This window comes from Pseudonocardia sp. TRM90224 (genome assembly GCF_021245725.1).
Lineage (GTDB): Bacteria > Actinomycetota > Actinomycetes > Mycobacteriales > Pseudonocardiaceae > Pseudonocardia.
Map to the genome: position 1 here is coordinate 1 of NZ_JAJGSX010000063.1, position 21,948 is coordinate 21,948.

A 21,948-nucleotide genomic window follows, 5' to 3' on the forward strand; every position below is an offset into this window, starting at 1 on the left:
CAAGGAGGTCGACGGGATGGCACGACCCGACCATCCCGGAGATCTGCCCGCCCGGCGAGGGCGCCCTTAAAAACGCGACCACCAAGACCAACAGAACCGCCGCCACGAGCCCATCCGCCGCGAGCCCACCCGACGGAACCACGTCAAGAACCCACGACCACCCGCCCAAACGCGCGACTCACCGCTCCGAAACGCGTGACTCGCCTGCCGAAACGTGGGACTCGCCGGCTGGAACGCGTGACTCGCCTGCCGAAACGTGGGACTCGCCCTCCGAGTCGTGGGACTCGCCGGCTGGAACGTGGGACTCGCCTGCCGAAACGTGGGACTCGCCGGCTGGAACGCGTGACTCGCCCGCCGAAACGTGGGACTCGCCGGCTGGAACGTGGGACTCGCCCGTCGAGCCGTGGGACTCGCCCGCTGAAACGTAGGACTCGCCGTGCTGGATGTGTCGACTCACCGTGCCGAAAGTGTCGACTCACCTGCCCACCCCCGACTCGCGCATCGGGACATACCGACCGGGCCACATCGACCCGCTTCCATCAGTACCCTGACTTCGTGGCGGATCTCCTGGCCTTCGTCGTCCTCGTGGCGACGTTCGCGGCCGTGCTGGGCGGGCTCGCGGCACTGGCGATTCGGGTCCGTCGCCGGGGGTTGTCCGGCGGCTACTCCCTCATGGGTGTGTTCGACGAGTTGTGGCGCCCCGGGGTGGCGGCCGCTCGCATGGATCTCGTCGTCCAGGAGGAGCGGCAGGCGCCGAGCCCGGCTCCCGGCGACCGTCTGCTCGACTCCCTGACTTCGTCCCTGAACGGTGTTGACGCGCCAGGTCGGTCCGTCGAATCCGACGGACCGACCCAGCAACAAGCGATCCGCGGCTACCAGCAGCCGCAGGAGACGTCCTTCACGTAGTCGTGGTACCAGACCTTCGGCCAGCCGCACGAAATGTAGTGCGTGGTGCACCACTGGCCGGGCTGCGCCTGTGCAGCGGCCTTGGGGACGAACACGTTCAGCAGCCGGTCACCTGCCTGCTGCAGTTGCTTGTTGAGTTTCCTCATCGATGGCCCCCTCGCTTCTCTCGAGCATTGCCATGCGAAGCGTCGGTGACCGACAGAAATGGAACAAGCAGGATTTCCTAATGCAGCTATCAACTGGGCTGATCGTGCGATCAGCCGTGGTTTAGGCCGAGATCCGAGCGGCGAGCGTCGACAACCCGGGGCCGGACAGCTCGTCCTCCAGCCCTTTCCGGCCGGCCAGCGCCATCAGGAGCGTCTCCGCGGGGCCCTCGACGACGGGGCCGTCGCCGCTGCTCCAGTCGAGATCGGTGGCGACCAGCCGGAGCCCGCGGATCCTCGGCACCGAACGCAGCGGTGGGGCCGTGCGGCCGAAGTTCAGCGCTGCGCGCAGGCGGTCCGGCGGGATCTCGCGGGGCAGACCGAGTGGCCGGCGGATGTCCTGGTGGTGGATCATGGCGTCGGTGAGGGCGATCTGCCCCTTGAAGTTGGCAGTGAGGCCGCGCGGGCGCAGGTGCCTCCTGGCGAGCGCGAGCAGCTCGGCGGGGGTGTCGTCGGCGTGCGCGGCAACCCCGAGCGCGTTGACCCGGTCGAGGCGCAACCCTCCGCGGACGAACCTGCCGATCGTGCCGCCGAACCCCAGGTCCTCGTAGCTGAACATGTGCGCGATCACGTCCCGCACGCGCCAACCGGCGCACAGCGTCGGCGCCTCCCACTGCTGCGGCGTGAACGTCGCCAGGAGCTCCACCAGGTCGGTGCGTTCGGCCTGGGCGAGGGCCATCGTGTCCACGGCGGTCATGATTCGGCCGCCACCGTCTTCGCGTAGCCGTCCAGCAGGAAGGTCCAGCCGCCACCGCCGCGGATGGCGTCGTTGATCGTCCCGCCGCCGACGAGGCGTTCGAACGAGTGGTGCTCGATGTCGACGGTGGTCTCCGCCGGCCCGTTCGCGGTGAAGCGGACGTCGATCTCGCTGGCGTGCTCGGGATCGGGGTCGAACTGCCACGACCCGTTGATCTGCCAGCTGATCACCACGCGGTGCGGTGGCTCCCACCGCAGCACGCGGCCCCAGTCGCACTCGGTTCCGTCGACGCCGCGCTCGTACCACCGGCCACCCGTCACGGGCTCCAGCACGACCTCTTCGACGTCGGCCTTCCCGAGGTGGAACTGGTGCGGCCACCAGGCGTCGATCGAGCCGGTGAAGACGTCGAACGCCTTCTCGATCGCGACGGCGACGGTGACCGTCCCGACGATCGGTGGGATGGGCGCTGGGACGGGCGCTGCCTCGGTCATGGGGTCTCCTGTTCGGAGGGGCTCTCGGCGATCTTGTGGAAGGTGGTGAGCGCGTCGGACCACACGCCGTCCAGCCAGGCGCGCAGCGCGCCGACGCCCTCGGGGTCGATCCGGTAGATGCGGCGCGTGCCCTCCGCGTGGCTGACGACCAGGCCGCCGTCACGCAGGACGCGGAGGTGCTGGGAGACGGCCGGCCGGCTGATCGGGAGCTCGTCGGCGAGCTCCTGGACCGAACGAGGGCCCCGGGCGAGCAGCTCGAAGATGGCGCGCCGGGTCGGATCGCCCAGCAGGCCCAGCCCACCATCTCCGTTAGCCGACACGAACGGTAAGTCTAGACGCACATATGGGTGCATAACAACTCGTGCTGTCAGGCGCTGTCAGCGCCTTGTGCGCCCGGTATCAGCGGCCGGGACGACCCTCGGAGTCGAAATCGCAGTGACGGTCGGCCGGGTCCCCCGGGCGGCCACGATCTTGAGGAGCTTCGATGACCACTCCGGTCACGATCATCGGCGCCGGGCTCGGCGGTCTCGTTCTTGCGCGCGTGCTGCACGTCCACGGCATCGCGGCCGACGTGTACGAGGCCGAGGCGTCGCCGATGGAGCGAGCACAGGGCGGGATGCTCGACATCCACGACTACAACGGGCAGCTCGCCGTCGAGGCGGCCGGTCTGATGGAGGAGTTCCGCGGTCTCGTCCTGGAGGGACGCCAGCAGATCCGCGTGCTGGAGCGGGACGGGAGCGTCGTGCTGGACAAGCCGGACGACGGCTCCGGTGGCCGCCCCGAGGTGCAACGCGGTGAGCTGCGCCAAATGCTGATCGACTCGCTCCCGACCGGCACCGTGCGGTGGGGGCGCAAGGCGAGCGGTGCTCATGGCCTCGGCGACGGCCGGCACGAGGTGCACTTCGACGACGGCAGCACCATCGTCACGGACCTGCTGGTCGGCGCGGACGGGGCGTGGTCGAGGGTGCGGCAGCTGCTCTCGGCTGCGGTGCCCGAGTACGTCGGCGAGTCGGCGGTCGAGACCTACCTGTTCGACGTCGACACCCGCCACTGCGCCGCGGCGGCCGCGGTCGGCGGCGGGATGATGATCGCGAACGGGGTGCCGCCGGACCGCGCGATCCACGCCCACCGCGAGCGGGGCGGCACGGTGCACGCGTACGTCCAGCTCGCCGAGCCGCTGGACTGGTTCGCCGCGATCGACTTCACCGATCCCGCCGCGGCCACCGCGCGGATCGCGCAGGAGTTCGAGGGCTGGGATCCGGCGCTCACCGCACTGATCAGCGACAGCGAGACCGCACCCGTCTGGCGTCCGTACTACGCGCTGCCGATGGGGCTTCGCTGGGAGCGCGTGCCGGGCGTCACTCTCGTCGGCGACGCCGCACACCTCGCCGCGCCGAACGGCGAGGGCGCCAACCTGGCCATGCTGGACGGGGCGGAGCTCGGCAAGGCGATCGTCGCCCACCCGGGCGACGTGGAGAGCGCCCTCGCCGAGTACGAGCAGGCCATGTTCGTCCGGTCGGAGACCCCGCTCGACGAGGCCGTCCTCCTCGAGAGCATGTTCGGCGACGACGTCCCCCAGGTCATGGTCGACCTGCTGGGCGGGTCCCCGGCGTAGCTCGTCGACAACGACGTTCTGGCTGTTGTTAGCGCTCACAAACCGCCAGAACGTCGTTGTCGACGCTCGGTTCGGGTCCCGGCGCCGGCCGGTCAGTCGTCGTTGCTCCCGCCTTCGGCGCTGCGGGCGTCGCGGTTGTTGTCGTGCTCGCCGTCGCGGTCGTGCTTCTTCTCGCCCTCGCCGGCAGCGCGGGCGCCGCCGTAGCCGTACACCGGGCCGTCGTAGGTCAGGCCGCGCTCCGGCATCACCTTCGACGCGTTGACGACCTGGACCTGGTCGCCCATCTGGAGGAAGGCGAACCAGGCCTTGGCGTCCTCGTCGCCGAGGTGGATGCATCCGGCCGAGGCGCCCTCCGGGCTGCCCTCGTGGAAGGCGATGCCGCCCGCGTCGAAGAACACCGAGTACGGCATGGGGTCGGGCACGCCGTCGGTGAACGACTCGTTGCTGACGTGGTCCTGGTCCTTCAGGTACACGCGCAGGTCCCAGCCGGGCGGGGTGGGCTCCGCCTTGCTGCCGGAGGCGACGTCCACGGGGCCGCGGACGACCTCGCCCTTGCCGTCGAGCAGCCAGGCGCGCTGCGAGTCGAGGTCGACGCACGCCTTCGCCGCGACCGTGCACGGCGTGCCGTCCGCCAGCGGCTGCGACGCCGCGACCAGCTGGGGCGACTTCTTCGCGACGGTCGGCGTGGGGGCTGCGGTCGGCTCGGGCGTCGGAGTGACCTCCGCCTCGTCCTCAGGAGCCGGCGCGGCCGCCGGAAGCGCCGCCGACGCAGCGGACGGCGTGGATGCGGGTGTCGTGCTGGCGGACCCGCACGCCTGAACCGAAACCACTGCGGCGGCCATCAGCAGCGCGATGCCGATCTTTCGTACCTGGTTGCGTCCCATGCTGAAGTTCTGATTCCTCACTGAGCACCCCGACGGACAAACCGGGCCGACCGGGATCGGCCTTCGACAGGTAGACGTCCGGGTCGGGCAGAGGTTGCACACAAATGCGTTTGATTGTGCTCCGATCGGGGTAATCGTTCAGCGTTTCGTCCGATTTCAGTGAATTGTCGGCTATCGGCCCCTGCAAGCGTCCGGACCGCCAGCCATCCGGTCCCCCGCATGCTGCGCTCCCGGTGTCGGACGGCTGTCCGGGGTTGCGCCGTGCCGTCCCGCGTGGTTCACCGCGATACCGGCTAAAGGGAGATCGGGGTCGAAACCCGCAGGTCATGGCCCACGATCGGACCAAGGTTTGCTCCAACGATGGATGACCGGAGCCTGTTCATCAGGCAGTGTTCACCTGGTCGCCATGTGTCACCCCGAGCAGACCGTGAGGACGATGCCATGACCCAGACCAGGGAACACCATCACTCACTGGACGCCGAGCAGGTCGGCTACAAGCAGACCCTCGGACGCAGGCACGTCCAGATGATCGCCATCGGGGGCGCGATCGGGACGGGGCTGTTCCTCGGCTCGGCGTCGCGGCTGCACAGCACCGGGCCGGCCCTGCTGTTCAGCTACGCGTTCGTCGGTGTTGTGGCCTTCCTGCTCATGCGCGCGCTCGGCGAGCTGGTGCTGCACCGGCCGACGTCCGGCGCGTTCGTCTCCTACATGCGGGAGTTCTTCGGCGAGCGGTGGGCGTTCGTCACCGGGTGGATGTACTGGCTCAACTGGGCGCTGACCGGGATCGCCGAGCTGTCCGCCGTCGGGTTGTACATCCAGTACTGGTTCCCCTTGATGCCCACCTGGGCGACGGTGCTCATCGCGCTCGCCGTCGTGCTCACCGTCAACCTGCTGTCCGCGCGCGCGTTCGGCGAGTTCGAGTTCTGGGCGGCGATCGCGAAGGTCGCCGCGATCGTGGTCTTCCTCGTGGTCGGGCTGATCGTGGTGATCGGCGGGTTCAGCATCGGCGGTCACGTCGCCGGGTTCCAGAACCTGTGGAGCAACCCGGGCGGCTTCTGGCCGGCGAGCGGCGACTTCAGCTGGTACGGGCCGATCCTGGTGATGTCCGGCGTCGTGTTCGCCTACGCCGCGATCGAGATGGTCGGGGTTGCGGCCGGCGAGATGTCCAACCCGGCCCGCGAGGTGCCCAAGGCCGTCAACGCCGTCATCTTCCGGATCGCGTTGTTCTACTGCGGCTCGATCCTGCTGCTGGTCTCGATGCTGCCCACCGACGAGTACAAGTCGGGGACCAGCCCGTTCGTCACGGTCTTCGACCGCATGGGCCTGACGTGGATGAGCACGCTGATCCAGATCGTGCTCATCGTGGCCGCGATGTCGAGCCTCAACGCCGGCCTCTACTCCACCGGGCGGGTGCTGCGCAGCCTCGGCATGTCCAAGCAGGCCCCGGCCTTCACGCTGAAGATGAGCTCCTCGGGCGTGCCGTGGGCCGGCATCGTCATGACGTCGGTGGTGTTCGTCTTCGGCGCCGTGCTCAACGCGCTGATCCCCGACGCGTTCGAGGTCGCGCTGGAGGCAGCGGCGATCGGCATCGTCTTCACCTGGGCCACGATCTTCCTCTGTCAGCTGCGGCTGCGGTCGCTCGTGAAGCGCGGGGTGGTCCCGCCCAGCCCGTTCCCGATGCCGGGACACCCCTACACCAGCATCTTCGGGCTCGTCTTCCTCGCGCTGGTCGTCGTCGGGCTGGCCGTCTCGGGTTGGGAGAGCAGTCCATACTTCAGCCACAAGGTCTCGTTCCTGGTGGTGGTGTTCGGCATCCCGATCCTTGCGCTGCTGCTCTGGCTGGGCTGGAAGCTGGTGAAACCGGCGGTCGTCGCCAACACCAAGGGGCGGGTCGAGGCGGTCTGGTCGAACGACGGACCGACGTACGGGCCGAGCGTCGACGCCGACGACCTCGACCCCGCGGCGCCGGCCGACGAGGAGAGCTGAGATGGCGCGCACGATGCGACGGATCGCCGCAGCGGCGATCGCCGGGCTGACGGTGGCCGTGGTCGCGGCCTGCGGCGGGGCGAGCGAGGGCCCGAACGAGTCGCCCGCGCTGGTGCCGGGGGCGCGCACCGACGGGAAGCTCACGATCGGGATCTCGTTCGACCAGCCGGGGATCGGGCTGAAGGACGGCACGAGCTACCGCGGTTTCGACGTCGAGACGGCCACCTACGTCGCGAAGGCGCTCGGCGTGCCGGAAGCGAACATCACGTGGCGCGAGGCCACCGGCTCCGACCGGGAGAAGCTGCTGATGAGCGGCGAGGTCGACCTCGTCTTCTCCACCTACTCGATCACGGACGAGCGCAAGCAGGTGGTCGACTTCGCCGGGCCCTACTTCGTGGCCCACCAGGACCTGCTGGTGCGCCGCAACGACACCGAGATCACCGGGCCGGAGACGCTGAACGGCAAGGACCTCTGCTCGGTGCCGGGAACGACGTCGGCGGCCAACGTGGTGCAGCAGTACCAGGGGCGGATCACGCTGAAGGAGCTGCCGCACTTCTCCGACTGCGTGCGGGCGCTGGCCGACAGCCAGGTCGACGCCGTGACCACCGACGACGTCATCCTCGCCGGCTACGCCTCCGAGCCGCAGTACCAGGGCGCGCTGAAGGTCGTCGGGCGCGGCTTCTCGGACGAGACCTACGGCGTCGGTGTCAAGAAGGGCAACACCGTGCTGCGCGACCAGGTGAACGAGGCGTTGAAGCAGTACGTCGCCGACGGCTCGTGGCGCCGAGCGCTGGGCATCACCGTCGCCCCGTCGGGCTACGCACTGCCCGGCCCGCCGAACCCGGGCACCGCCTGACCCCGAAGTTCCCCACCGTTTTGCCAACCTGCACACCCTGCGGGGCGTGCAAATAGGCAAAACGGTGGGGAAGTTCGTGTCAGCGGGACGCCCACTCCTTGGTGGGGACGTATTGGGCGACGTTGTCCATGCGCCGCTGGACGGCGGAGATCTCGCGGACGGCCTGGGCGATCACGCTGCGGTCGATCGAGGACATCCGGCTCATGGTGATCAGGTCGGACGGCCGGTCGCCGACCGCGTGCTGCATCAGCTGGTAGCGCAGCCGCAGCCGCTGCAGCACCCCGAACACCTCGATGAGGGTGCCGGCCTGCTCGTCCGGCAGCATCGCCGAACCCGCCGCCGCGCGCAGCCGCTCGACGGTGGGCAGCGCGGCCGAGCCCACGCTCAGAGCGGCCCAGCGGGCGATGTTGACGACGGGCACGAGCGCATGCGCCTTGATGTCGAACGTGTCGGGCCGGCGGCTCAGGATGTGCCGCATCGACCGCAGCTTCGCGCGTTTCGACAACGACTCCTGCAGCAGCAACCGCATGGTCCCGGGGTGCCGGCGCAGGTCGCCGAAGACCTGCGTGACGGCCGGCAGGCCGGGGTCGCCGTGGATCGGGCGCCCGTCCACCAGCAGCGACGTCATCATCGCGCCGTTGTGCGCCTCGGGCGCGGCCATCCACTCCCGGCCGGCCGCGCGCCACTCGTCGTTGGTGCGGGCGAAGAGGGCATGGCGGGCCGTGGCGCCGTGGTCGTCGGCGCTCAGCCCGGCCTGCGCCAGCACATCGTAGACCTCGCCGAACGCCGCCCGGTAGCCGGCGATCCCGTCCTCGGGGACGGGCCCGTCGAACGCGGCCGCGGAGTCGACGTCGGAGCTCAGCACGGCCTCGCGCCGCCCGTTGCTGCCCAGCGACAGCCACGTGAAGGCGTCGACCGACAGCTCGGGGTGCCGGGCGAAGACGAACCCGAGCGCCCGCCTGACCAGCGTGTCGACGACCGATGAGTACACGGCGATCACCCGGCCGGACGCGAGGCCGTTGGAGAGCAGGTCGTCGAGCATCGTCGGGATGTCGGTGGCGTGGCAGGCCAGGTCCTCGACGGTTGCGGCCCGGCGCAGCTGCTCGTGCACGGACATCCCCGCCGCCGTCGGCGAGACGGCGAAGTCGCGCGGGGCGACGACCCCGCGCAGCTCCCCGTCGCGGTCGGTGACCAGCAGGAACTCGGCGTCGCGGTCGAGGATCAGCATGTGCGCCTCGGCCGCGGAGTCGCCCAGCACGGCGACGGGCGCCGACGTGTCGACGATCGAGCGCACGGGCGAGCCGGGTTGGTCGGCGCCCAGCAGCACCCGGGTGCGCAGCACGGCGTCGGTGACCAGCCCGAACCGGCCGTCGCCCAGTGGCACCGCGGCCGGTCCGCCGTCCGCGGTCATGCGTCGCGCGACCTCGCCGATCGGCAGGTCCGGATCGACGACGAGCGGCGGCCGCACGATCAGGTCGTCGACCAGCATGTACGTCGGAGCGGCGGCGGCCGGCACCCGGCGGCGGGCCGAGGAAACCATCTCCGCCAGGAACCGCGCTCCGCGGCTCGACGTGAAGACGGGCGCGGCCAGCGCGGCCGGGATGCGCGCCACGAGGACCGCGCCGGCGGCGACGGCCCGTGGCCCGATCGAGCGTTCCGTCAGCATCGCGGAGAAGCCGAACATGCCGCCGGGGGAGACGACCTCGTCCGGCCCTTCCAGACGCGTGTCGGCGTTGTTCCACAGCTGCACGTGCCCCTCGATCACGACGAACACCTCGACGGTCGGGTCGCGGAACGCGTCGAGCACGAGCTCGCCCTCGGCGAACCGCTCCAGGACGGAGCCCTCCGCGATGGCGTCGAGCGCAGTGGCGCCGACGGAGTCGAAGGGTGGGTGCCTCGCGAGGAACGCGGCGAGCTCGACCGCACCGCCGGTCGCTTCCATGCGCAGCATGCTGCCACAGCGACCGGCCCGTCACGCCGCCTTTCGCGGCAGCCCCGGCGGGTTGACCTGCGACGTCGTCAACCCCTCGTTGCGGCGCCGTGCCGGCCGCTTCGTTCTGCCGGTTCCGGTCGAGCAGGATCTGCTCCTGGTCGGTCCCGGCGCTGACGCCGATGGTGAGGCCCGCGACGGCGCCTGCGCCTGGGTCGGCGCCGTGCTGTGGCGGGAGTACGACGGGGGTGACCACGTGATCGTCACCGGCCGCGTGCGGGAGCTCGGCGCCGACCCCGGCCGCCTCCCCGCTGCTGTTCCACCGCGGTGGTTACGGTCTTGCCGAGCCGGTGGTGCCGGAGCCGAGGAGAGGTGGACGGCGTGGGTGAGCCGCACGTGCTGGGTGTCGTCGCTGGACCGGAACCCGGCGGCCGGACCGCCGCCGCCGTCGCCGGTGTGCTGGCCGGCGCCGAGCGAGCCGGCGCGAGCACATCGCTGCTGGAGCTGTCGCAGGTGGACGCCGACGCCGTGATCGCGCAGTTCGCCGCGGCCGACGCCGTCGTGTTCGGCAGCCCCGTCTACCGCGCGACCTACAGCGCGCTGCTCAAGGACCTGCTCGAACGGACCGAGCGCGGCAAGTGGGGCGAGACCACCGCGCCGCTGCAGGGCACCGCGGCGGCCACGGTCCTGACCGGCGCCAGCGGGCACCACTACCTCGCGCTCGGGCACCTGCGCGACGTGCTCGCCGGCTTCTTCGCGGTGCAGGTGCTATCCCCGGGCCTCTACCTCGATCACGGCGGCTACGTCGACCGGTCGACCCTCATCGAGGCGAGTGCCGCGCTCGCGGCCGCGCACGGCGCCGCGCTGCGCGACCTGGCGGCGGCGATCGCCGCGTCGCCCGCGTTGCAGGGGATCACACCGCAAATTTGACGCAGATTGATGTCGCAAGGATGAAATGCCGACCGGTCGGCGTAGACGTGAGAGCATTCGTCCCCACGTCAACCGGATCTGTTGATCGCTGCGGTTCGCGCCACAATCCGCCAGTCGAAGGAGAAGTCCGTGCGTCGCACGTTCCTCGCCGCAGCCGCCGCGCTGCTGGCCGCCATCACGATCGTCGGCTGCAGCAGCGGATCCGACTCCACCACCCTGCGGGTGGGGACGGAGGGCACCTACAGCCCGTTCAGCTTCCAGGGTCCCGACGGCAAGCTCACCGGTTACGACGTCGAGGTCGCCCAGGCCGTCGGCGCGAAGCTCGGCAAGACCGTCGAGTTCGTGCAGACCCCGTGGGACTCGATCTTCGCGGGGCTCGAGGCGAAGCGCTTCGACCTGGTCGGGAACCAGGTGACGATCACCGACGAGCGCAAGGCCAAGTACGACCTCTCCGAGGCCTACACCGTGTCCGAGGGCGTGATCGTCACGCGCGCCGACAACACCGACATCAAGGGCCTCGCCGACCTGCGTGGCAAGACCACCGCGCAGTCCGCCACCAGCAACTGGGCCGAGGTCGCCAAGGGCGCCGGCGCGAACGTCGAGGCCGTCGAGGGCTTCGTGCAGGCCGTGCGGCTGCTCAAGGACCGCCGCGTCGACGCGACCGTGAACGACACGCTGGCCGTCGGGGAGTACCTGAAGTCGACCAACAACGATCCCGACCTGAAGATCGTTGCGAAGACCGGTGACACCAGCGAGCAGGCGTTCGCCGCGCGCAAGGACAGCGGCCTGATCGCCGACGTCAACAAGGCGCTGGACGAGCTGCGGGCCGACGGCACGCTCAAGCAGATCTCGGACAAGTACTTCGGCACCGATGTGAGCGGCCAGTAGATGGATCCCGCCACGTGGGCGCTGATCTGGCGCAACCTCTGGCCGATGCTGGTCGCCACGGTCACCCAGACCATCCCGCTCACGGCGATCAGCTTCGTGTTCGGGCTCGTCGTCGCCCTGCTGGTGGCGTTGGCCCGGATCTCGAAGACAGGCCCGCTCTCGGCGCTGGCCCGCGGGTACATCTCCGTCATCCGCGGCACGCCGCTGCTCGTCCAGCTGTTCATCGTGTTCTACGCGTTGCCGCAGTTCAACATCGTGATCGACCCGTTCCCGGCGGCCGTGATCGCGTTCAGCCTGAACGTCGGCGGCTACGCGGCGGAGGTGATCAGGGCGGCGATCCTGAGCATCCCGAAGGGGCAGTGGGAGGCGTCGCAGACCATCGGCATGGGGTACGCGACCACCCTGCAGCGGGTGATCCTGCCGCAGGCGGCACGGGTGGCGGTGCCGCCGCTCTCCAACACGTTGATCTCGCTGGTCAAGGACACGTCGCTGGCCTCGACGATCCTCGTCACCGAGCTGCTGCGGGTGGCGCAGCTGGCGGCGGCGCCGACGTTCGACTTCTTCGCGCTCTACGGCGTGGCCGCCGTCTACTACTGGGTGATCTGCGTGATCCTCTCGTTCGGGCAGAGCCGGTTGGAGACCCGACTGGAGAGGTACGTGGCTCGATGACCGCCGAGACCGACGTGACCGACCTGCTGACCGTGCGTGGGGTGCGCAAGGCGTTCGGTGATCACGAGGTGCTGCGCGACATCTCGTTCGAGGTGCCGAAGGGCACCGTGACGGCCGTGATCGGGCCGTCCGGATCAGGCAAGACGACCGTGCTGCGCACGCTCAACGCGCTCGACAAGGCCGACGCCGGCGTGATCGGTATCGGCGACCTCACGGTCGATTTCGCCGAGCCCGTCGACCGCGCGACGCTGGCCCGCTTCCGCGCCCAGAGCGGCATGGTGTTCCAGGCCCACAACCTGTTCCCGCACATGACGGTGCTGCAGAACATCATCGAAGGCCCGGTGATCGTGCAGAAGCGGCCGAAGGCCGAGGCGCTCAGCGCCGCGCGGAAGCTGCTGGAGCAGGTGGGGCTGGAGGAGAAGGCCGACCAGTACCCGTACCAGCTCTCCGGCGGCCAGCAGCAACGCGTCGGGATCGCCCGTGCGCTCGCGCTCGAACCGCAGCTGATGCTCTTCGACGAGCCCACGTCGGCCCTGGATCCGGAGCTCGTCGGCGACGTGCTGAGCGTGATCAAGGACCTGGCCGCGGGCGGCTGGACGATGGTGATCGTCACCCACGAGATCCGCTTCGCCCAGCAGGTCGCCGACCAGGTGCTGTTCATCGACGGCGGCGTGGTGCTGGAAGCGGGGCCGCCGGAGCAGGTGATCGGCGAGCCGACGCAGGCCCGCACCCGCCAGTTCCTGAAGCGGATCCTGGACCCGATCTAGCCGAGCGGGCGCGCCCCGCGCGAGTCGGGTGAGTCGTCACTTCCAGCACGGTGAGTCGTCACTTCCAGCACGGTGAGTCGACACCTCCGGCACGGTGTGTCGACACCTCCGGCACGGCGAGTCCCACGTTTCGGCGGGCGAGTCCCGCGTTTCGGAGCGGTGAGTTGCGCGTTTCGGCACGGTGAGTCGACATCTCCCGCACGGCCAGGTCCACGTTCCGGACCGCCGTGCGGGTCACGGACTGCTGCTCACGTCCCACAGGTGCACCGCGCTGCCGCGGCCGCCGGGAGTCCATCCGTCCGGTATCTGAACCCACGGCCGCCCGGCGCAGACGGCGAGGGTGCGGCTGTCCGGGCTGAAGGAGATGCCGCAGGGGTCCGGGATGTCCTGTTCGCGGATCAGTCGGCGATCGGCCACGTTCCACAGGCGAGCTGCCGTGTCGCCCGCGCTCGCCAACAGCCGCCCGTCCGGGCTGAAGGCGATTCGCACGATGCTGTCGACCGCGTTGGCGTGTCCGGGCAGCGGCTCGCCGATCTGGCGGTGGCTCGTCGAGTCCCACAGCCGGATGGTCCGGTCCGCGCTCGCCGTTGCGATCGTGCGCCCGTCAGGGCTGAACACGATGTCGACGACCGGGGCCGTGTGCCCCTCCAGCGGGGCTCCGATCTGCTGTCGGCTCTCGGCGTCCCACACGTGCACGGGGTAGCGGTCTTCGATGTCGAAGTGGATGTGGTTCCGGAAATCGCTCGTCCGGGTCGTGCCGCCGGCGGCGGCCGTGCGCCCGTCCGGGCTGACGGCCAGCGCGAAGATCGTGTTGTCCATGACCTGGTGCCCTTCGACCAGCCCGGTCGGGGTGATGGGCTCGCCGATCTGCTGATGGCTGCCCACGTCCCAGAGCCGGAGCGACGGGCCGGCCCCGGTCACGATCGTGCGCCCGTCCGGACTGAACACCGGGCGGGCGGTCTCTCCCAGCCAATCGGGATCCATCGGCGTCCCGATCTCCTGGCGCGTCTGCACATCGAAGATGCGGACCCGGCTGTCCAGGTCCTCGGCGGCGATGGTGCGCCCGTCAGGGCTGAACCGCATGCTCACCAGCCCCGCATCGTTCATGTCCGCCAGCCCGATGGGACTCTCCAATGGGTGTCGACCGGCGACGTCCCACAGCTGCACCCAGCCGTGCAGGGTGGCGAGCAGGCGTCCGTCCGGGCTGAAGGCCACGTCCTGCGGCAGCAGCCAGACGCGCAACTCGTGCGGAAAGCGATCACGTGGCTGGATCGCGGTGACCGTGGCAGCGGCGGCCACGACCACGGCAACGGCCGAGGCGCCGATCCGTGTCATGAGCCGCCGCGTCGGACGCCTCTCGCCGGTGGTTGCAGGTGGTGCGTGCCACGGCTGCCGGATGACGCAGACCCAGAAGAGGAAGGCCGACGCGAGCGTCGCGCTCGTCGGCGCGACGAGACGATACGGGTCGTGGTCGGGGTCGAGGTCCTGGGTGATCGCGAAGCGGATCACCTCGGCGACCAGCCACCCGCTCGCCGCACCGACCACGAGCGACAGCGCGATCAGCACCCACCACCGGACCGGGTGTCGCGGGATCACTCCGTCCGCCCGCAACAGCACGACCAGCGTCACGATCACGGCGACCGCGCAGAGCAGCACCGGCCGCAACACATCCGTCACACTGTGGACGGCCCCGATGTCGAAACCCCGTGCAGCAGTCGCAACCACCGCCAGAGGATGACCGCGCACGGTTTCACCACGATCACACCGCGCTCTCACGAGGCCGCTTGGTCCGCCAACGCTGCACGACGAGCACGATCGCGGCTGCGGCGGCGACGATGGCGACCCACGACAGCACGTCGCGGACGGTGGGGTCGAGGTCGAGCAGCCTCTTCGTCGCCATCGCGGCGGCCGCCAGCCCCCACGCGATCTTCACGCCTGCGCTGAGCAGGTTGGTGTGCCGATCGCGCACGGGGTCGTCGTCGACGATCTCGGCGAGGAACGGATGGAGAGCCGGGTCGTCGGATCCGATCTTGAGGATCGCGATCAGGTGCAGCACGCCGTAGAGGACGAGCGCGGCCGCGGCGACCGCCAGGCCGATCGAGAGCCAGAACTCCATGGTGATCGCCTTTCCGAGTGGGCCGATTCGTACTGGCCCAACTGTCCTTCTCGGAGGGGTCGACAACATCTGTGGCACGACGGAATTCGCCGTATGTCCTGAGGCAGAGCTGCGCCTGCCGCAGGGTGAGACGGGCATGTCTTGGCGCGCCGGCACACACGTGGGCCCAGCGGTGAAGCGCGACACCACCCCCGCAACCGCACTACTCTCCTCTCGTGTCCAGGCAGAGGCGCGACGCTCCCGCGTTCCTGGTGGTCCGTCCAGGCACGCCGGACGAGCGCCGGGTGCCGATCTTCGACCGGGTCTTCGTCGGGCGCGAGTGCGCCGGCATCGATCCCGATCAGCGGGTGCTCATCGACGACCTCACGGCGTCCAGGATCCATTTCGAGGTCCGGATCGATCTCGACCGCAAAGCGGCGTACATCGTCGACACGAGCACGAACGGCACCTACGTCAACGGGGTCAGGCTGGCCCGCGCGTTGGCCGCCCCGCTGCGGCCGGGCGACTGGGTCACGGTGGGGGCCACCGAGTTCGAGTTCAGCTCCGACCTGTTCTTCGGGGTCGAGGCCGAAGGCGCCGGCGCGACGATGTCGCAGGTCAGCATGTCGGAGATGCTGATGGTGGTCGGCGACATCACGAGCTACTCCACGATCTCGCAGGTGACGGCGAGCGAGGTCGTCGCGTCGAGCCTGCGGACCCTCTACGCGGAGCTGATGGACCAGCTCACCACCCATCGCGGCACGCTCAGCCACTACGCGGGCGACGCCCTCTACGCCGTCTGGGAGACCGCCCACATCGCGACGGCCAACGAGCTGGCCGTCGACTTCGCGCTCGCGGCCGACGCCCGGGTCGCCGAGGTTGCCGCCGACCTGCCCCTGCGCGGCCCCCACGGCGAGCCCGTCACGATGGGCTGGGGTGTTGTGCTGGGCGTCGCCGCGGTCGTGACGCTGCCCAGCTCCGCCGTCAGCGTCGTGGGCGACGCCACCAACCTCGCGTTCCGCCTCTCCGGCCTCGCCGGCCGCGACGGGCGGGCGCCGGTGATCGTCGCGCAGTCGGCGCGGGAGGCCGTGGCGCACCTCTTCACCTGGGGCGAACCCGAGGACGTCCCGACCAAGGGGCGCAGCGGTGACGAGACCGTCTACCCGGTGTTCGGCAGGGTGTAGTCGCCAAAGTTCAGCCGGGGTTGGGGAGGGCAGGAAAGCCACTTTCCTGCCCTGTGAGGGCCGGAAAGTGGCTGTCAGGTGAATCGCCGCATGCCCTGGGTCGACGTTGCACACCGTCGACACACGTCGCACGTGGCCGGCCATGTGCAACGCACACCCACGGTATGCGACGTCGACCCCACCCGGTCCCACGACGAGCCCGAGGTCGCCTCATGGAACCTTGTGGTTGATCCACAGGGCTGCGTGACAACCACACGGTTCCATGTGGCCTACGAAGCGGTCGGTCACCTGCCCCGGGGGTGCAGGTGGAGGGCCGGAAAGCCACTTTCCTGCCCTCACAGGGCCTGAAAGTGGCTTTCCTGCCCTCGCGTGCGCAACGCACGCATCCCAACCCCAACCCCAACCCCAGCCCCAGCCCCAGCACGGCCCGGGTCGGTGAGGTCGCCGCTGCCGGCTCTGAGCTACCGGCGACGTCCCCGCGGATGCGTGCGCACGGCACTCCCGACCGCCCGGCGGGCCGGGCCGCGCCCAGCACGGATTCACATCCCTCGTGGCGGCCCGGAGGGTCATGGCGGACTTTCCTGCCCTCGGGGCACGTGCGGCCCCTACACCCCCGTCGCGGCCGGGTCGCGGTACTCGGCCATCCGCTTCGTGTTCACCAGGTTCCGCCAAGTGACGTTGTCGGTGGTCGAGTTGCCCCCGAACGTCCCGCAGCCGAGCGTGAGCGACGGCTCCAGCCCCGTCGTGAGTCCGACGACACCCTGCGCGCCCGGCGAGTTGACCAGGATCCGGCTCGCCGGCATCGCCGCGGCGAAGCGGGCGGCGCGGTCGTGGTCGGCCGTGTGGACGATCGCGGTGTGCCCGTTGCCCATCTTGTGGATCAGGTCGAGCGACAGGCCCAGCGCCTCGTCGTCGCCCCGCACGGTGAACATCGACAGGAACGGGCCCATCTTCTCCGCGGTCAGCGGGCTGGCCAGGTCGGGCTCGGCCGGGATGACGATCAGCTTGATCGGATAGGGCCGCTCGACCCCGATGAACGACGCCAGCAACGCAGCGGCCTGGCCCATCACCTGCGGACGGAAGCCGCGCCCGTCGTCGGTGAGCGCCGCGGTGAGGAACCTGGTGCGCTCGTCGGCGTCGAGCACCGCGGCGCCGCTGGCCTGCAGCGCGGCGACGAACGGCGCGCGGACGGCGTCGTCGACGACGAGGTTGTGCTCCGCCCCGCAGATCAGCCCGTGGTCGAACGACTTGCTGACCACCACCTTCGCCGCGGCCGCCACCGGGTCGGCGTCGGCGGCGATCCACGCCGGCGCGTTGCCGGAGCCGACGCCGATCGCCGGCGTGCCGGAGCGGTATGCGGCCCGGACCATGCCCGGCCCGCCGGTCGCGAGCACGAGCCCGACGTCGGGGTGCGACATGAACCTTGCCGTCCGCTGCCGGCTGGCCCGGCTGCGCACGACCTGCACCAGGTCCGCAGGTGCCCCCGCGGCCGCGAGCGCCGGCTCGACGATCTGCAGCAACGCGTCCGCGAGCGGCAGGCAGACCCGGTGGAACGACAGGATCAGCGCGTTGCGCCCCTTGAGCGCGCTCAGCGTCTTGAACACGGCGGTGGCGATCGGGTTGGTCACCGGGATGATCCCGAACACGACCCCGACCGGCGCCGCGATCGGCGTGACGCCCACATCGGACGCCGCCGTCATCGGCCCGTGCGCCGTCTGGCCGACGAGCCGCTGGAAGATCCCGAGCGACGCGACGGTGTTCTTGATCGTCTTGTCCGCGACGTCGCCGAGGTGCGTGGCTTCGACGGTCGCCTTGGCAAGGTCCTCCGCCTGCGCCGCCACGGCCGTCGCGATCTGCTCCAGCAGCGCGTCGACCCGCTCCTCTGGCCAGTCGGCGAACGCCTCTGCCGCGACCTTCGCGGTGTGCACCATGCTCTCCACCTCGGGGTCGTGCCCGTCGGACGCGAGGTGCTCCGCGAGCCGGCCCGTCGTCGCGCGCAGCCTCGCCGCGGCATCACCCGCGAGGGTGCGCAGCACGTCCACCGCGAGCCGCGGGTGCTCCTCCACCAGCCGCGCCAGCGCCGCGGCGCTCAGCCGCCGCCCTTCGACGTCGGTCTCGGCGGTGGCGTGCAGTGAGCGCGGGCTGCCGTCGAGCAGGCTCAGCTCGCCGAGCACCTGCCCCGCCTCGGCGTAGGCGACGGTCGCCTCGGTGTCCACCTCGTCGAACGGGACGTCGAGCCGCACCAGCCCGGAGTCGATCAGGTAGCAGCCGTCGCCGTCGGCGCCCGCGTCGAAGATCCGGCTCCCGGCCGTGAACTTCACCGGTTCCAGGTATCCGGCCAGCACCTCCTGCAGCTGCGGCGGCAGTGCTTTCAACGGCCCGGCCATCGGCCCGGCGGGGTCGCCTGCTGCGGTCCGCGCCGCAGCTGCGCACCCACCTCGGGCAGCGCCGCGGAGAGCGTGGTCGCGACGTCACGGCCGAGCGAGAGCACCTCGACGCGGGTGACCGCCCGGACGGTCGCGTTGCGCCGCACGGCGTCGAACACGGCGAGCTCGCCGAAGTGCGTGCCCGGCCCCACCGTCGCCACCTGGCGCAACGTCCCGTCCTCGGCGGCCTTGAGCACCTCCGCCTCACCCCGGACGACGACGTAGAGCCGGTTGCCGATCTCACCCTCGCCCACGATGTCCTGGCCGGGCTCGAACAGCTCGCGGCGCACGGCCCGCGGCTCGTCGTGCTGCAGCTGCGCGACGTCGCGGCCGATGATCGGGGTGGTCGCCCAGTCGAAGACCATCCGCAGCCGTCGCCCCGGCGAGGGCAGGAAGTACAGCAGGAACAGCCGCCAGACGATCCACGCAGGGAAGCCGGAGATCGGCACGCCGCGGACGTGCGCGACCGCGCGGCGTTTGCCCAGCGCGCACGCGTCACCGAGCTCGGTGAAGCGGTACGGCTTGGGCTCCTGCCCGCGCAGCGCGCGCAGGATGTTGCCGCCGATGCGCCATCCGGTGGCCATGGCGAAGATCGCCAGCGGCGGGTTCGTGCCGCCCTGCGGGTGCGGCACGGCCGCGCAGTCGCCGCCCGCCCATACGTTCGGGACGGGTGCGCCGCCGGCGTCGACGACGTGCACGAACTCGTCGGTGCTCAGCCGCCCCCGGCCGTCCTTGGCGAACGGCATCGCCTCCACCAGCGGCGACTGCGACGTGCCCGTCGAGGAGATCATCGTCCGAGACGGGATCCGCTCGCCGTCGTCGAGGACGATGTCGCTGGCGGTGGCGGCCTCGACCCGGCGCCCGAGCCGCAGCTCGATGCCGGTGCGCTGCTCGACGTGGCGCTGCGCCCAGCGCTGCAGGCGCGGGTGGCGGACCTCCAGCTCGCCGAGCAGCCGGTCGCCGGAGTGCACGAGCACCATCCGGATCTCGCCGGGATCGATGGTCGGGAACTCGTGGCGGGTGAGCCCGCGCAGGTAGTCGTCCATCTCGGTGATGACCTCGACGCCGCCGTAGTTCCCACCCGCGACGACGAACGTGAGCAGCCGGCGCCGCTCCTGCGGGTCGGTCTCGATGGCGGCCATCTCCATCATCCCGATGAGGTGGTTGCGGGCGCGCAACGCGTCGGAGTAGCCGCGCAGGATCAGCGCGTGCTCCCGCAGGCCCGGGTAGCGCTCGACGTCGTCGCGCGAGCCGAGCCCGACGACGAGGTGGTCGAACGGCACCTCCTGCTGGCGACCGTCGAGCCGCCTGCTGGTGGTGACGATCTTGCGTTCGAGATCGACCGACTCGATGTCGGCGTGGTGGAACGTGGCCGGCGCGAAGACCCTGCGGGCGGGGGAGATGATCTGGCCCGGCTGGATGCGTCCGCACAGCATCTCGCTGACGAAGCCGTGGAAGGTGTGGAAGTTGTCGCGGCTGATCACCGTGACGTCGACCTCCTGCGCTCTGATCGCCCGCTTCAAGGCGCGGACCAGCCACAATGCGACGTAACCACCGCCGAGGCACACCACCCTGGGGATCTGCTGACCGGTCATCAGTGCCTCCTTGCCGCGCCGGCGGGTGCCCCGCTGCGTGGTTCCTGGATGTCGGGTCCGCCGGAGGCGGAAGAGGAAAGGGCAGAGGGGGAGTGGAGTGCGGCGATGCGCTCGATCGCGGCCTCGGTGGCCCGTCGGCCCGCCGTGACGGCGGCTTCGAAGCGTTCCCAGTCGAGCAGGCCGATGTCGGCGAGCTCCGGCGTGATCAGCACCTTGGCCAGCTGGCGCGTGACGCCCGCACCTTGGTGGGCGGCGAGCCCGGAGGCCGCGGCGAGGGTCTCGATGACGCTCGGCAGCGGCGGGGGTGGTGCGCCTGGGGTGCCGGGCGCGCACAGGCGGCGCATGACGTCGACCGCGAGGACGGGCCCGTCGCCGTCGGCGAGCATGACGTCCACCGGGAGGTTGTTGACGATCCCGCCGTCGACGAGCAGCCGGCCTTGGAACCGGCGCGGCGGGGCGAGACCGGGCAGCGAGATGCTGGCCGCGACGACGTCGCTGACCGGCCCTTCCCGGTGCGCGACGGCCTCTCCGGCGGCGAGGTCGCACGAGATCCCGAACCAGCTCGTCGCCAGCTCCTCGACGGCCACCGTCCCGAAGACGCCGCGCAGCATGCGTTCGCCGCGGCGTCCGCGGATCAAGGCGTGGCGGGGGACGGTGTAGTCGGAGAACGGCCGCCGCTGCACGACCTCCCGCCGCATCCGGGCGGTGATCGCCGCGGCGTTGCGCCCGGTCGCGGCGAGCGCGCTCACGAAGGCGCCCATGCTGGTGCCGCCGAGCCGGTCGACGGGGATCCGGGCGTCCTCCAGCGCGGCCAGCACGCCGAGGTGGGCCAGCCCGCGCGCGCCGCCGCCGGAGAGCACGAGCCCGACCGACGTCCCGACCGTTCGGCGGGCAGCGCGCGCCAGGTCGCCGGCGAAGCGCGGCCCCACCCGCAGCCAGTGGTGCCCGCGGCAGCGGCCCCGCCACGCCGCGAGGTCCGCAGTGCGCGGCACGTCCGTGACCAGCCCGATGTCCCACGTGGAGGGCATGTCGGGGTGGTCGCGCAGGCCGACCGGGCCGGGCCGGGTGAGCACGAGCGCGCGGTCGGCCTGGCGCAGCGCGAACCGGGTCCACACCAACCCGGTCCCAGCCGCGATGGGCGAGGTGTCCGTGACCAGCACGACGAGCTCGCAGTCGCGTTCCGCACGCTCGACGCGCTCCGCCCAAGCGCCCCCGCCGGGCTCGCCGACGGCCGCCTCGTCGAGCACGACCACCCGCTCGGGACGCGGCCATGCCGCGCGCAGCGCCTCCGCGGCTGGACGCGTCGGGATGCCCGCGTCCAGCGATGCGACCGCAACCACCGCGACCCGCCGCCCCATCGGCTGAGCGGGGGTGGCGAGCGCGGCGAGGCGTTGCGCAAGGGCCCTGGTGAGCTCCCGCGCGAACGGCGGGTCGGCCAGCAACTCGGCGAACCTGCCCCGCGCGACGCCGACCAGCTCGGAGTCGCGCACCGCCCGCACCGTCGCCGTGCGCGCGCCGCCGGTCAGCAGCGCCGTCTCGCCGACCATCGCGCCGCGGCCGAGCGCCGCGAGGAACGTCTCGTCGGTGCCGTTCGAGCGGGTCACCTCGAGCCGCCCCGAGACCACGACGTACAGCGAGTCGCCGGGCTCGCCCTCCCGGAAGAGGACCTCGCCGGCACTGAGCCGCACGACGGTGGCGGTGGCCACGATCCGGGGCAGCATCGCGGGGTCGACGTCGGCGAAGAGCGGCACGTCGGCGAGGAGCTCCGCGACACCGTGCGTCCGTTCCGGGGGCATGTCAGCTCCTTTCGGCTGCTCACGGGTGGT

19 protein-coding genes are annotated in these 21,948 nt (G+C 71.0%); 9 read left to right on the forward strand and 10 right to left on the reverse strand.

Annotated elements, in window-relative coordinates:
- Window positions 1-555 precede the first annotated feature (555 nt).
- Window positions 556-906 (forward strand): hypothetical protein, encoded by a 351-nt coding sequence (locus LL648_RS40665; RefSeq protein ID WP_232668314.1) that lies wholly within the window; start codon window positions 556-558, stop codon window positions 904-906.
- Between the two features lie 267 nt (window positions 907-1,173).
- Here LL648_RS40665 and LL648_RS40670 read toward each other — a convergent pair whose 3' ends face one another.
- The 3 genes from LL648_RS40670 to LL648_RS40680 are packed head-to-tail and all read right to left on the reverse strand — an operon-like array spanning window position 1,174 to window position 2,617.
- Window positions 1,174-1,806 carry a maleylpyruvate isomerase family mycothiol-dependent enzyme gene (locus tag LL648_RS40670; protein WP_232668315.1) on the reverse strand — a complete coding sequence of 211 codons (633 nt, stop codon included), beginning with the start codon at window positions 1,804-1,806 and terminating at the stop codon, window positions 1,174-1,176.
- Entirely contained in the window at window positions 1,803-2,297 is a 495-nt protein-coding gene (locus LL648_RS40675; protein ID WP_232668316.1) for an SRPBCC family protein, read from the reverse strand. The genes LL648_RS40670 and LL648_RS40675 overlap by 4 nt, the downstream gene beginning before the upstream one ends.
- Window positions 2,294-2,617 (reverse strand): ArsR/SmtB family transcription factor, encoded by a 324-nt coding sequence (locus LL648_RS40680; protein WP_232668317.1) that lies wholly within the window; start codon window positions 2,615-2,617, stop codon window positions 2,294-2,296. Before LL648_RS40680 ends, LL648_RS40675 begins: the two co-directional genes overlap by 4 nt.
- A 164-nt stretch (window positions 2,618-2,781) precedes the next feature.
- Here LL648_RS40680 and LL648_RS40685 point away from each other — a divergent pair, with 164 nt between their 5' ends.
- Complete coding sequence (locus tag LL648_RS40685; protein WP_232668318.1) at window positions 2,782-3,912, forward strand: FAD-dependent oxidoreductase; 1,131 nt, start codon at window positions 2,782-2,784, stop codon at window positions 3,910-3,912.
- Between the two features lie 92 nt (window positions 3,913-4,004).
- Here the strand turns inward: LL648_RS40685 and LL648_RS40690 are convergent, their stop codons facing one another.
- On the reverse strand, window positions 4,005-4,796 hold the full coding sequence (locus tag LL648_RS40690; RefSeq protein WP_232668319.1) for a L,D-transpeptidase: 792 nt from the start codon (window positions 4,794-4,796) through the stop codon (window positions 4,005-4,007).
- Window positions 4,797-5,237: 441 nt separating this feature from the next.
- Between LL648_RS40690 and LL648_RS40695 the strand changes: the two genes are divergently transcribed.
- Window positions 5,238-6,782 carry an amino acid permease gene (locus LL648_RS40695; RefSeq protein ID WP_232668320.1) on the forward strand — a complete coding sequence of 515 codons (1,545 nt, stop codon included), beginning with the start codon at window positions 5,238-5,240 and terminating at the stop codon, window positions 6,780-6,782.
- A 1-nt stretch (window position 6,783) separates the two neighbouring features.
- Window positions 6,784-7,638 carry a glutamate ABC transporter substrate-binding protein gene (locus tag LL648_RS40700; RefSeq protein WP_232668321.1) on the forward strand — a complete coding sequence of 285 codons (855 nt, stop codon included), beginning with the start codon at window positions 6,784-6,786 and terminating at the stop codon, window positions 7,636-7,638.
- A 79-nt stretch (window positions 7,639-7,717) separates the two neighbouring features.
- Here the strand turns inward: LL648_RS40700 and LL648_RS40705 are convergent, their stop codons facing one another.
- Window positions 7,718-9,580, reverse strand: a complete 1,863-nt coding sequence (locus LL648_RS40705; protein ID WP_232668322.1) for a putative nucleotidyltransferase substrate binding domain-containing protein — start codon at window positions 9,578-9,580, stop codon at window positions 7,718-7,720.
- A 369-nt stretch (window positions 9,581-9,949) separates the two neighbouring features.
- Between LL648_RS40705 and LL648_RS40710 the strand changes: the two genes are divergently transcribed.
- The 4 genes from LL648_RS40710 (at window position 9,950) to LL648_RS40725 (ending at window position 12,822) form a co-directional block, all read left to right on the forward strand.
- A complete protein-coding gene (locus LL648_RS40710; RefSeq protein WP_232668323.1) occupies window positions 9,950-10,498 on the forward strand; it encodes an NAD(P)H-dependent oxidoreductase in 549 nt (182 codons plus the stop codon).
- Window positions 10,499-10,627: 129 nt separating this feature from the next.
- Complete coding sequence (locus LL648_RS40715; protein WP_232668324.1) at window positions 10,628-11,386, forward strand: amino acid ABC transporter substrate-binding protein; 759 nt, start codon at window positions 10,628-10,630, stop codon at window positions 11,384-11,386.
- A complete protein-coding gene (locus LL648_RS40720; protein WP_232668325.1) occupies window positions 11,387-12,055 on the forward strand; it encodes an amino acid ABC transporter permease in 669 nt (222 codons plus the stop codon). It abuts the gene before it with no gap.
- On the forward strand, window positions 12,052-12,822 hold the full coding sequence (locus tag LL648_RS40725) for an amino acid ABC transporter ATP-binding protein (RefSeq protein ID WP_305080820.1): 771 nt from the start codon (window positions 12,052-12,054) through the stop codon (window positions 12,820-12,822). The genes LL648_RS40720 and LL648_RS40725 overlap by 4 nt, the downstream gene beginning before the upstream one ends.
- 234 nt (window positions 12,823-13,056) lie before the next feature.
- Here LL648_RS40725 and LL648_RS45625 read toward each other — a convergent pair whose 3' ends face one another.
- Entirely contained in the window at window positions 13,057-14,499 is a 1,443-nt protein-coding gene (locus LL648_RS45625; protein ID WP_232668326.1) for a WD40 repeat domain-containing protein, read from the reverse strand.
- A gap of 82 nt (window positions 14,500-14,581) precedes the next feature.
- Window positions 14,582-14,938 (reverse strand): hypothetical protein, encoded by a 357-nt coding sequence (locus tag LL648_RS40735; RefSeq protein ID WP_232668327.1) that lies wholly within the window; start codon window positions 14,936-14,938, stop codon window positions 14,582-14,584.
- Between the two features lie 215 nt (window positions 14,939-15,153).
- Here LL648_RS40735 and LL648_RS40740 point away from each other — a divergent pair, with 215 nt between their 5' ends.
- A complete protein-coding gene (locus LL648_RS40740) occupies window positions 15,154-16,101 on the forward strand; it encodes an FHA domain-containing protein (RefSeq protein WP_232668328.1) in 948 nt (315 codons plus the stop codon).
- Window positions 16,102-16,706: 605 nt separating this feature from the next.
- Here LL648_RS40740 and LL648_RS40745 read toward each other — a convergent pair.
- Genes LL648_RS40745 through LL648_RS40755 form a run of 3 tightly spaced genes read right to left on the reverse strand, consistent with a single transcriptional unit; the run spans window position 16,707 to window position 21,918 of the window.
- Window positions 16,707-18,476: an aldehyde dehydrogenase family protein gene (locus LL648_RS40745; RefSeq protein WP_232668329.1), complete on the reverse strand. Its 1,770-nt coding sequence runs from the start codon at window positions 18,474-18,476 to the stop codon at window positions 16,707-16,709.
- Complete coding sequence (locus LL648_RS40750; protein WP_232668330.1) at window positions 18,473-20,122, reverse strand: FAD-dependent oxidoreductase; 1,650 nt, start codon at window positions 20,120-20,122, stop codon at window positions 18,473-18,475. The genes LL648_RS40745 and LL648_RS40750 overlap by 4 nt, the downstream gene beginning before the upstream one ends.
- Window positions 20,122-21,918, reverse strand: coding sequence for a patatin-like phospholipase family protein (locus tag LL648_RS40755; protein ID WP_232668331.1), 1,797 nt, complete (start codon window positions 21,916-21,918; stop codon window positions 20,122-20,124). The genes LL648_RS40750 and LL648_RS40755 overlap by 1 nt, the downstream gene beginning before the upstream one ends.
- Window positions 21,919-21,948: the final 30 nt, after the last annotated feature.

Bases quoted from the DNA above. Each gene is read 5' to 3' on its own strand.
- LL648_RS40670 (WP_232668315.1), bottom strand. From the start codon at position 1,806: ATGACCGCCGTGGACACGATGGCCCTCGCCCAGGCCGAACGCACCGAC.
- LL648_RS40675 (WP_232668316.1), bottom strand. From the start codon at position 2,297: ATGACCGAGGCAGCGCCCGTCCCAGCGCCCATCCCACCGATCGTCGGG.
- LL648_RS40685 (WP_232668318.1), top strand. From the start codon at position 2,782: ATGACCACTCCGGTCACGATCATCGGCGCCGGGCTCGGCGGTCTCGTT.
- LL648_RS40690 (WP_232668319.1), bottom strand. From the start codon at position 4,796: ATGGGACGCAACCAGGTACGAAAGATCGGCATCGCGCTGCTGATGGCC.
- LL648_RS40695 (WP_232668320.1), top strand. From the start codon at position 5,238: ATGACCCAGACCAGGGAACACCATCACTCACTGGACGCCGAGCAGGTC.
- LL648_RS40700 (WP_232668321.1), top strand. From the start codon at position 6,784: ATGGCGCGCACGATGCGACGGATCGCCGCAGCGGCGATCGCCGGGCTG.
- LL648_RS40705 (WP_232668322.1), bottom strand. From the start codon at position 9,580: ATGGAAGCGACCGGCGGTGCGGTCGAGCTCGCCGCGTTCCTCGCGAGG.
- LL648_RS40720 (WP_232668325.1), top strand. From the start codon at position 11,387: ATGGATCCCGCCACGTGGGCGCTGATCTGGCGCAACCTCTGGCCGATG.
- LL648_RS40725 (WP_305080820.1), top strand. From the start codon at position 12,052: ATGACCGCCGAGACCGACGTGACCGACCTGCTGACCGTGCGTGGGGTG.
- LL648_RS40735 (WP_232668327.1), bottom strand. From the start codon at position 14,938: ATGGAGTTCTGGCTCTCGATCGGCCTGGCGGTCGCCGCGGCCGCGCTC.
- LL648_RS40750 (WP_232668330.1), bottom strand. From the start codon at position 20,122: ATGACCGGTCAGCAGATCCCCAGGGTGGTGTGCCTCGGCGGTGGTTAC.
- LL648_RS40755 (WP_232668331.1), bottom strand. From the start codon at position 21,918: ATGCCCCCGGAACGGACGCACGGTGTCGCGGAGCTCCTCGCCGACGTG.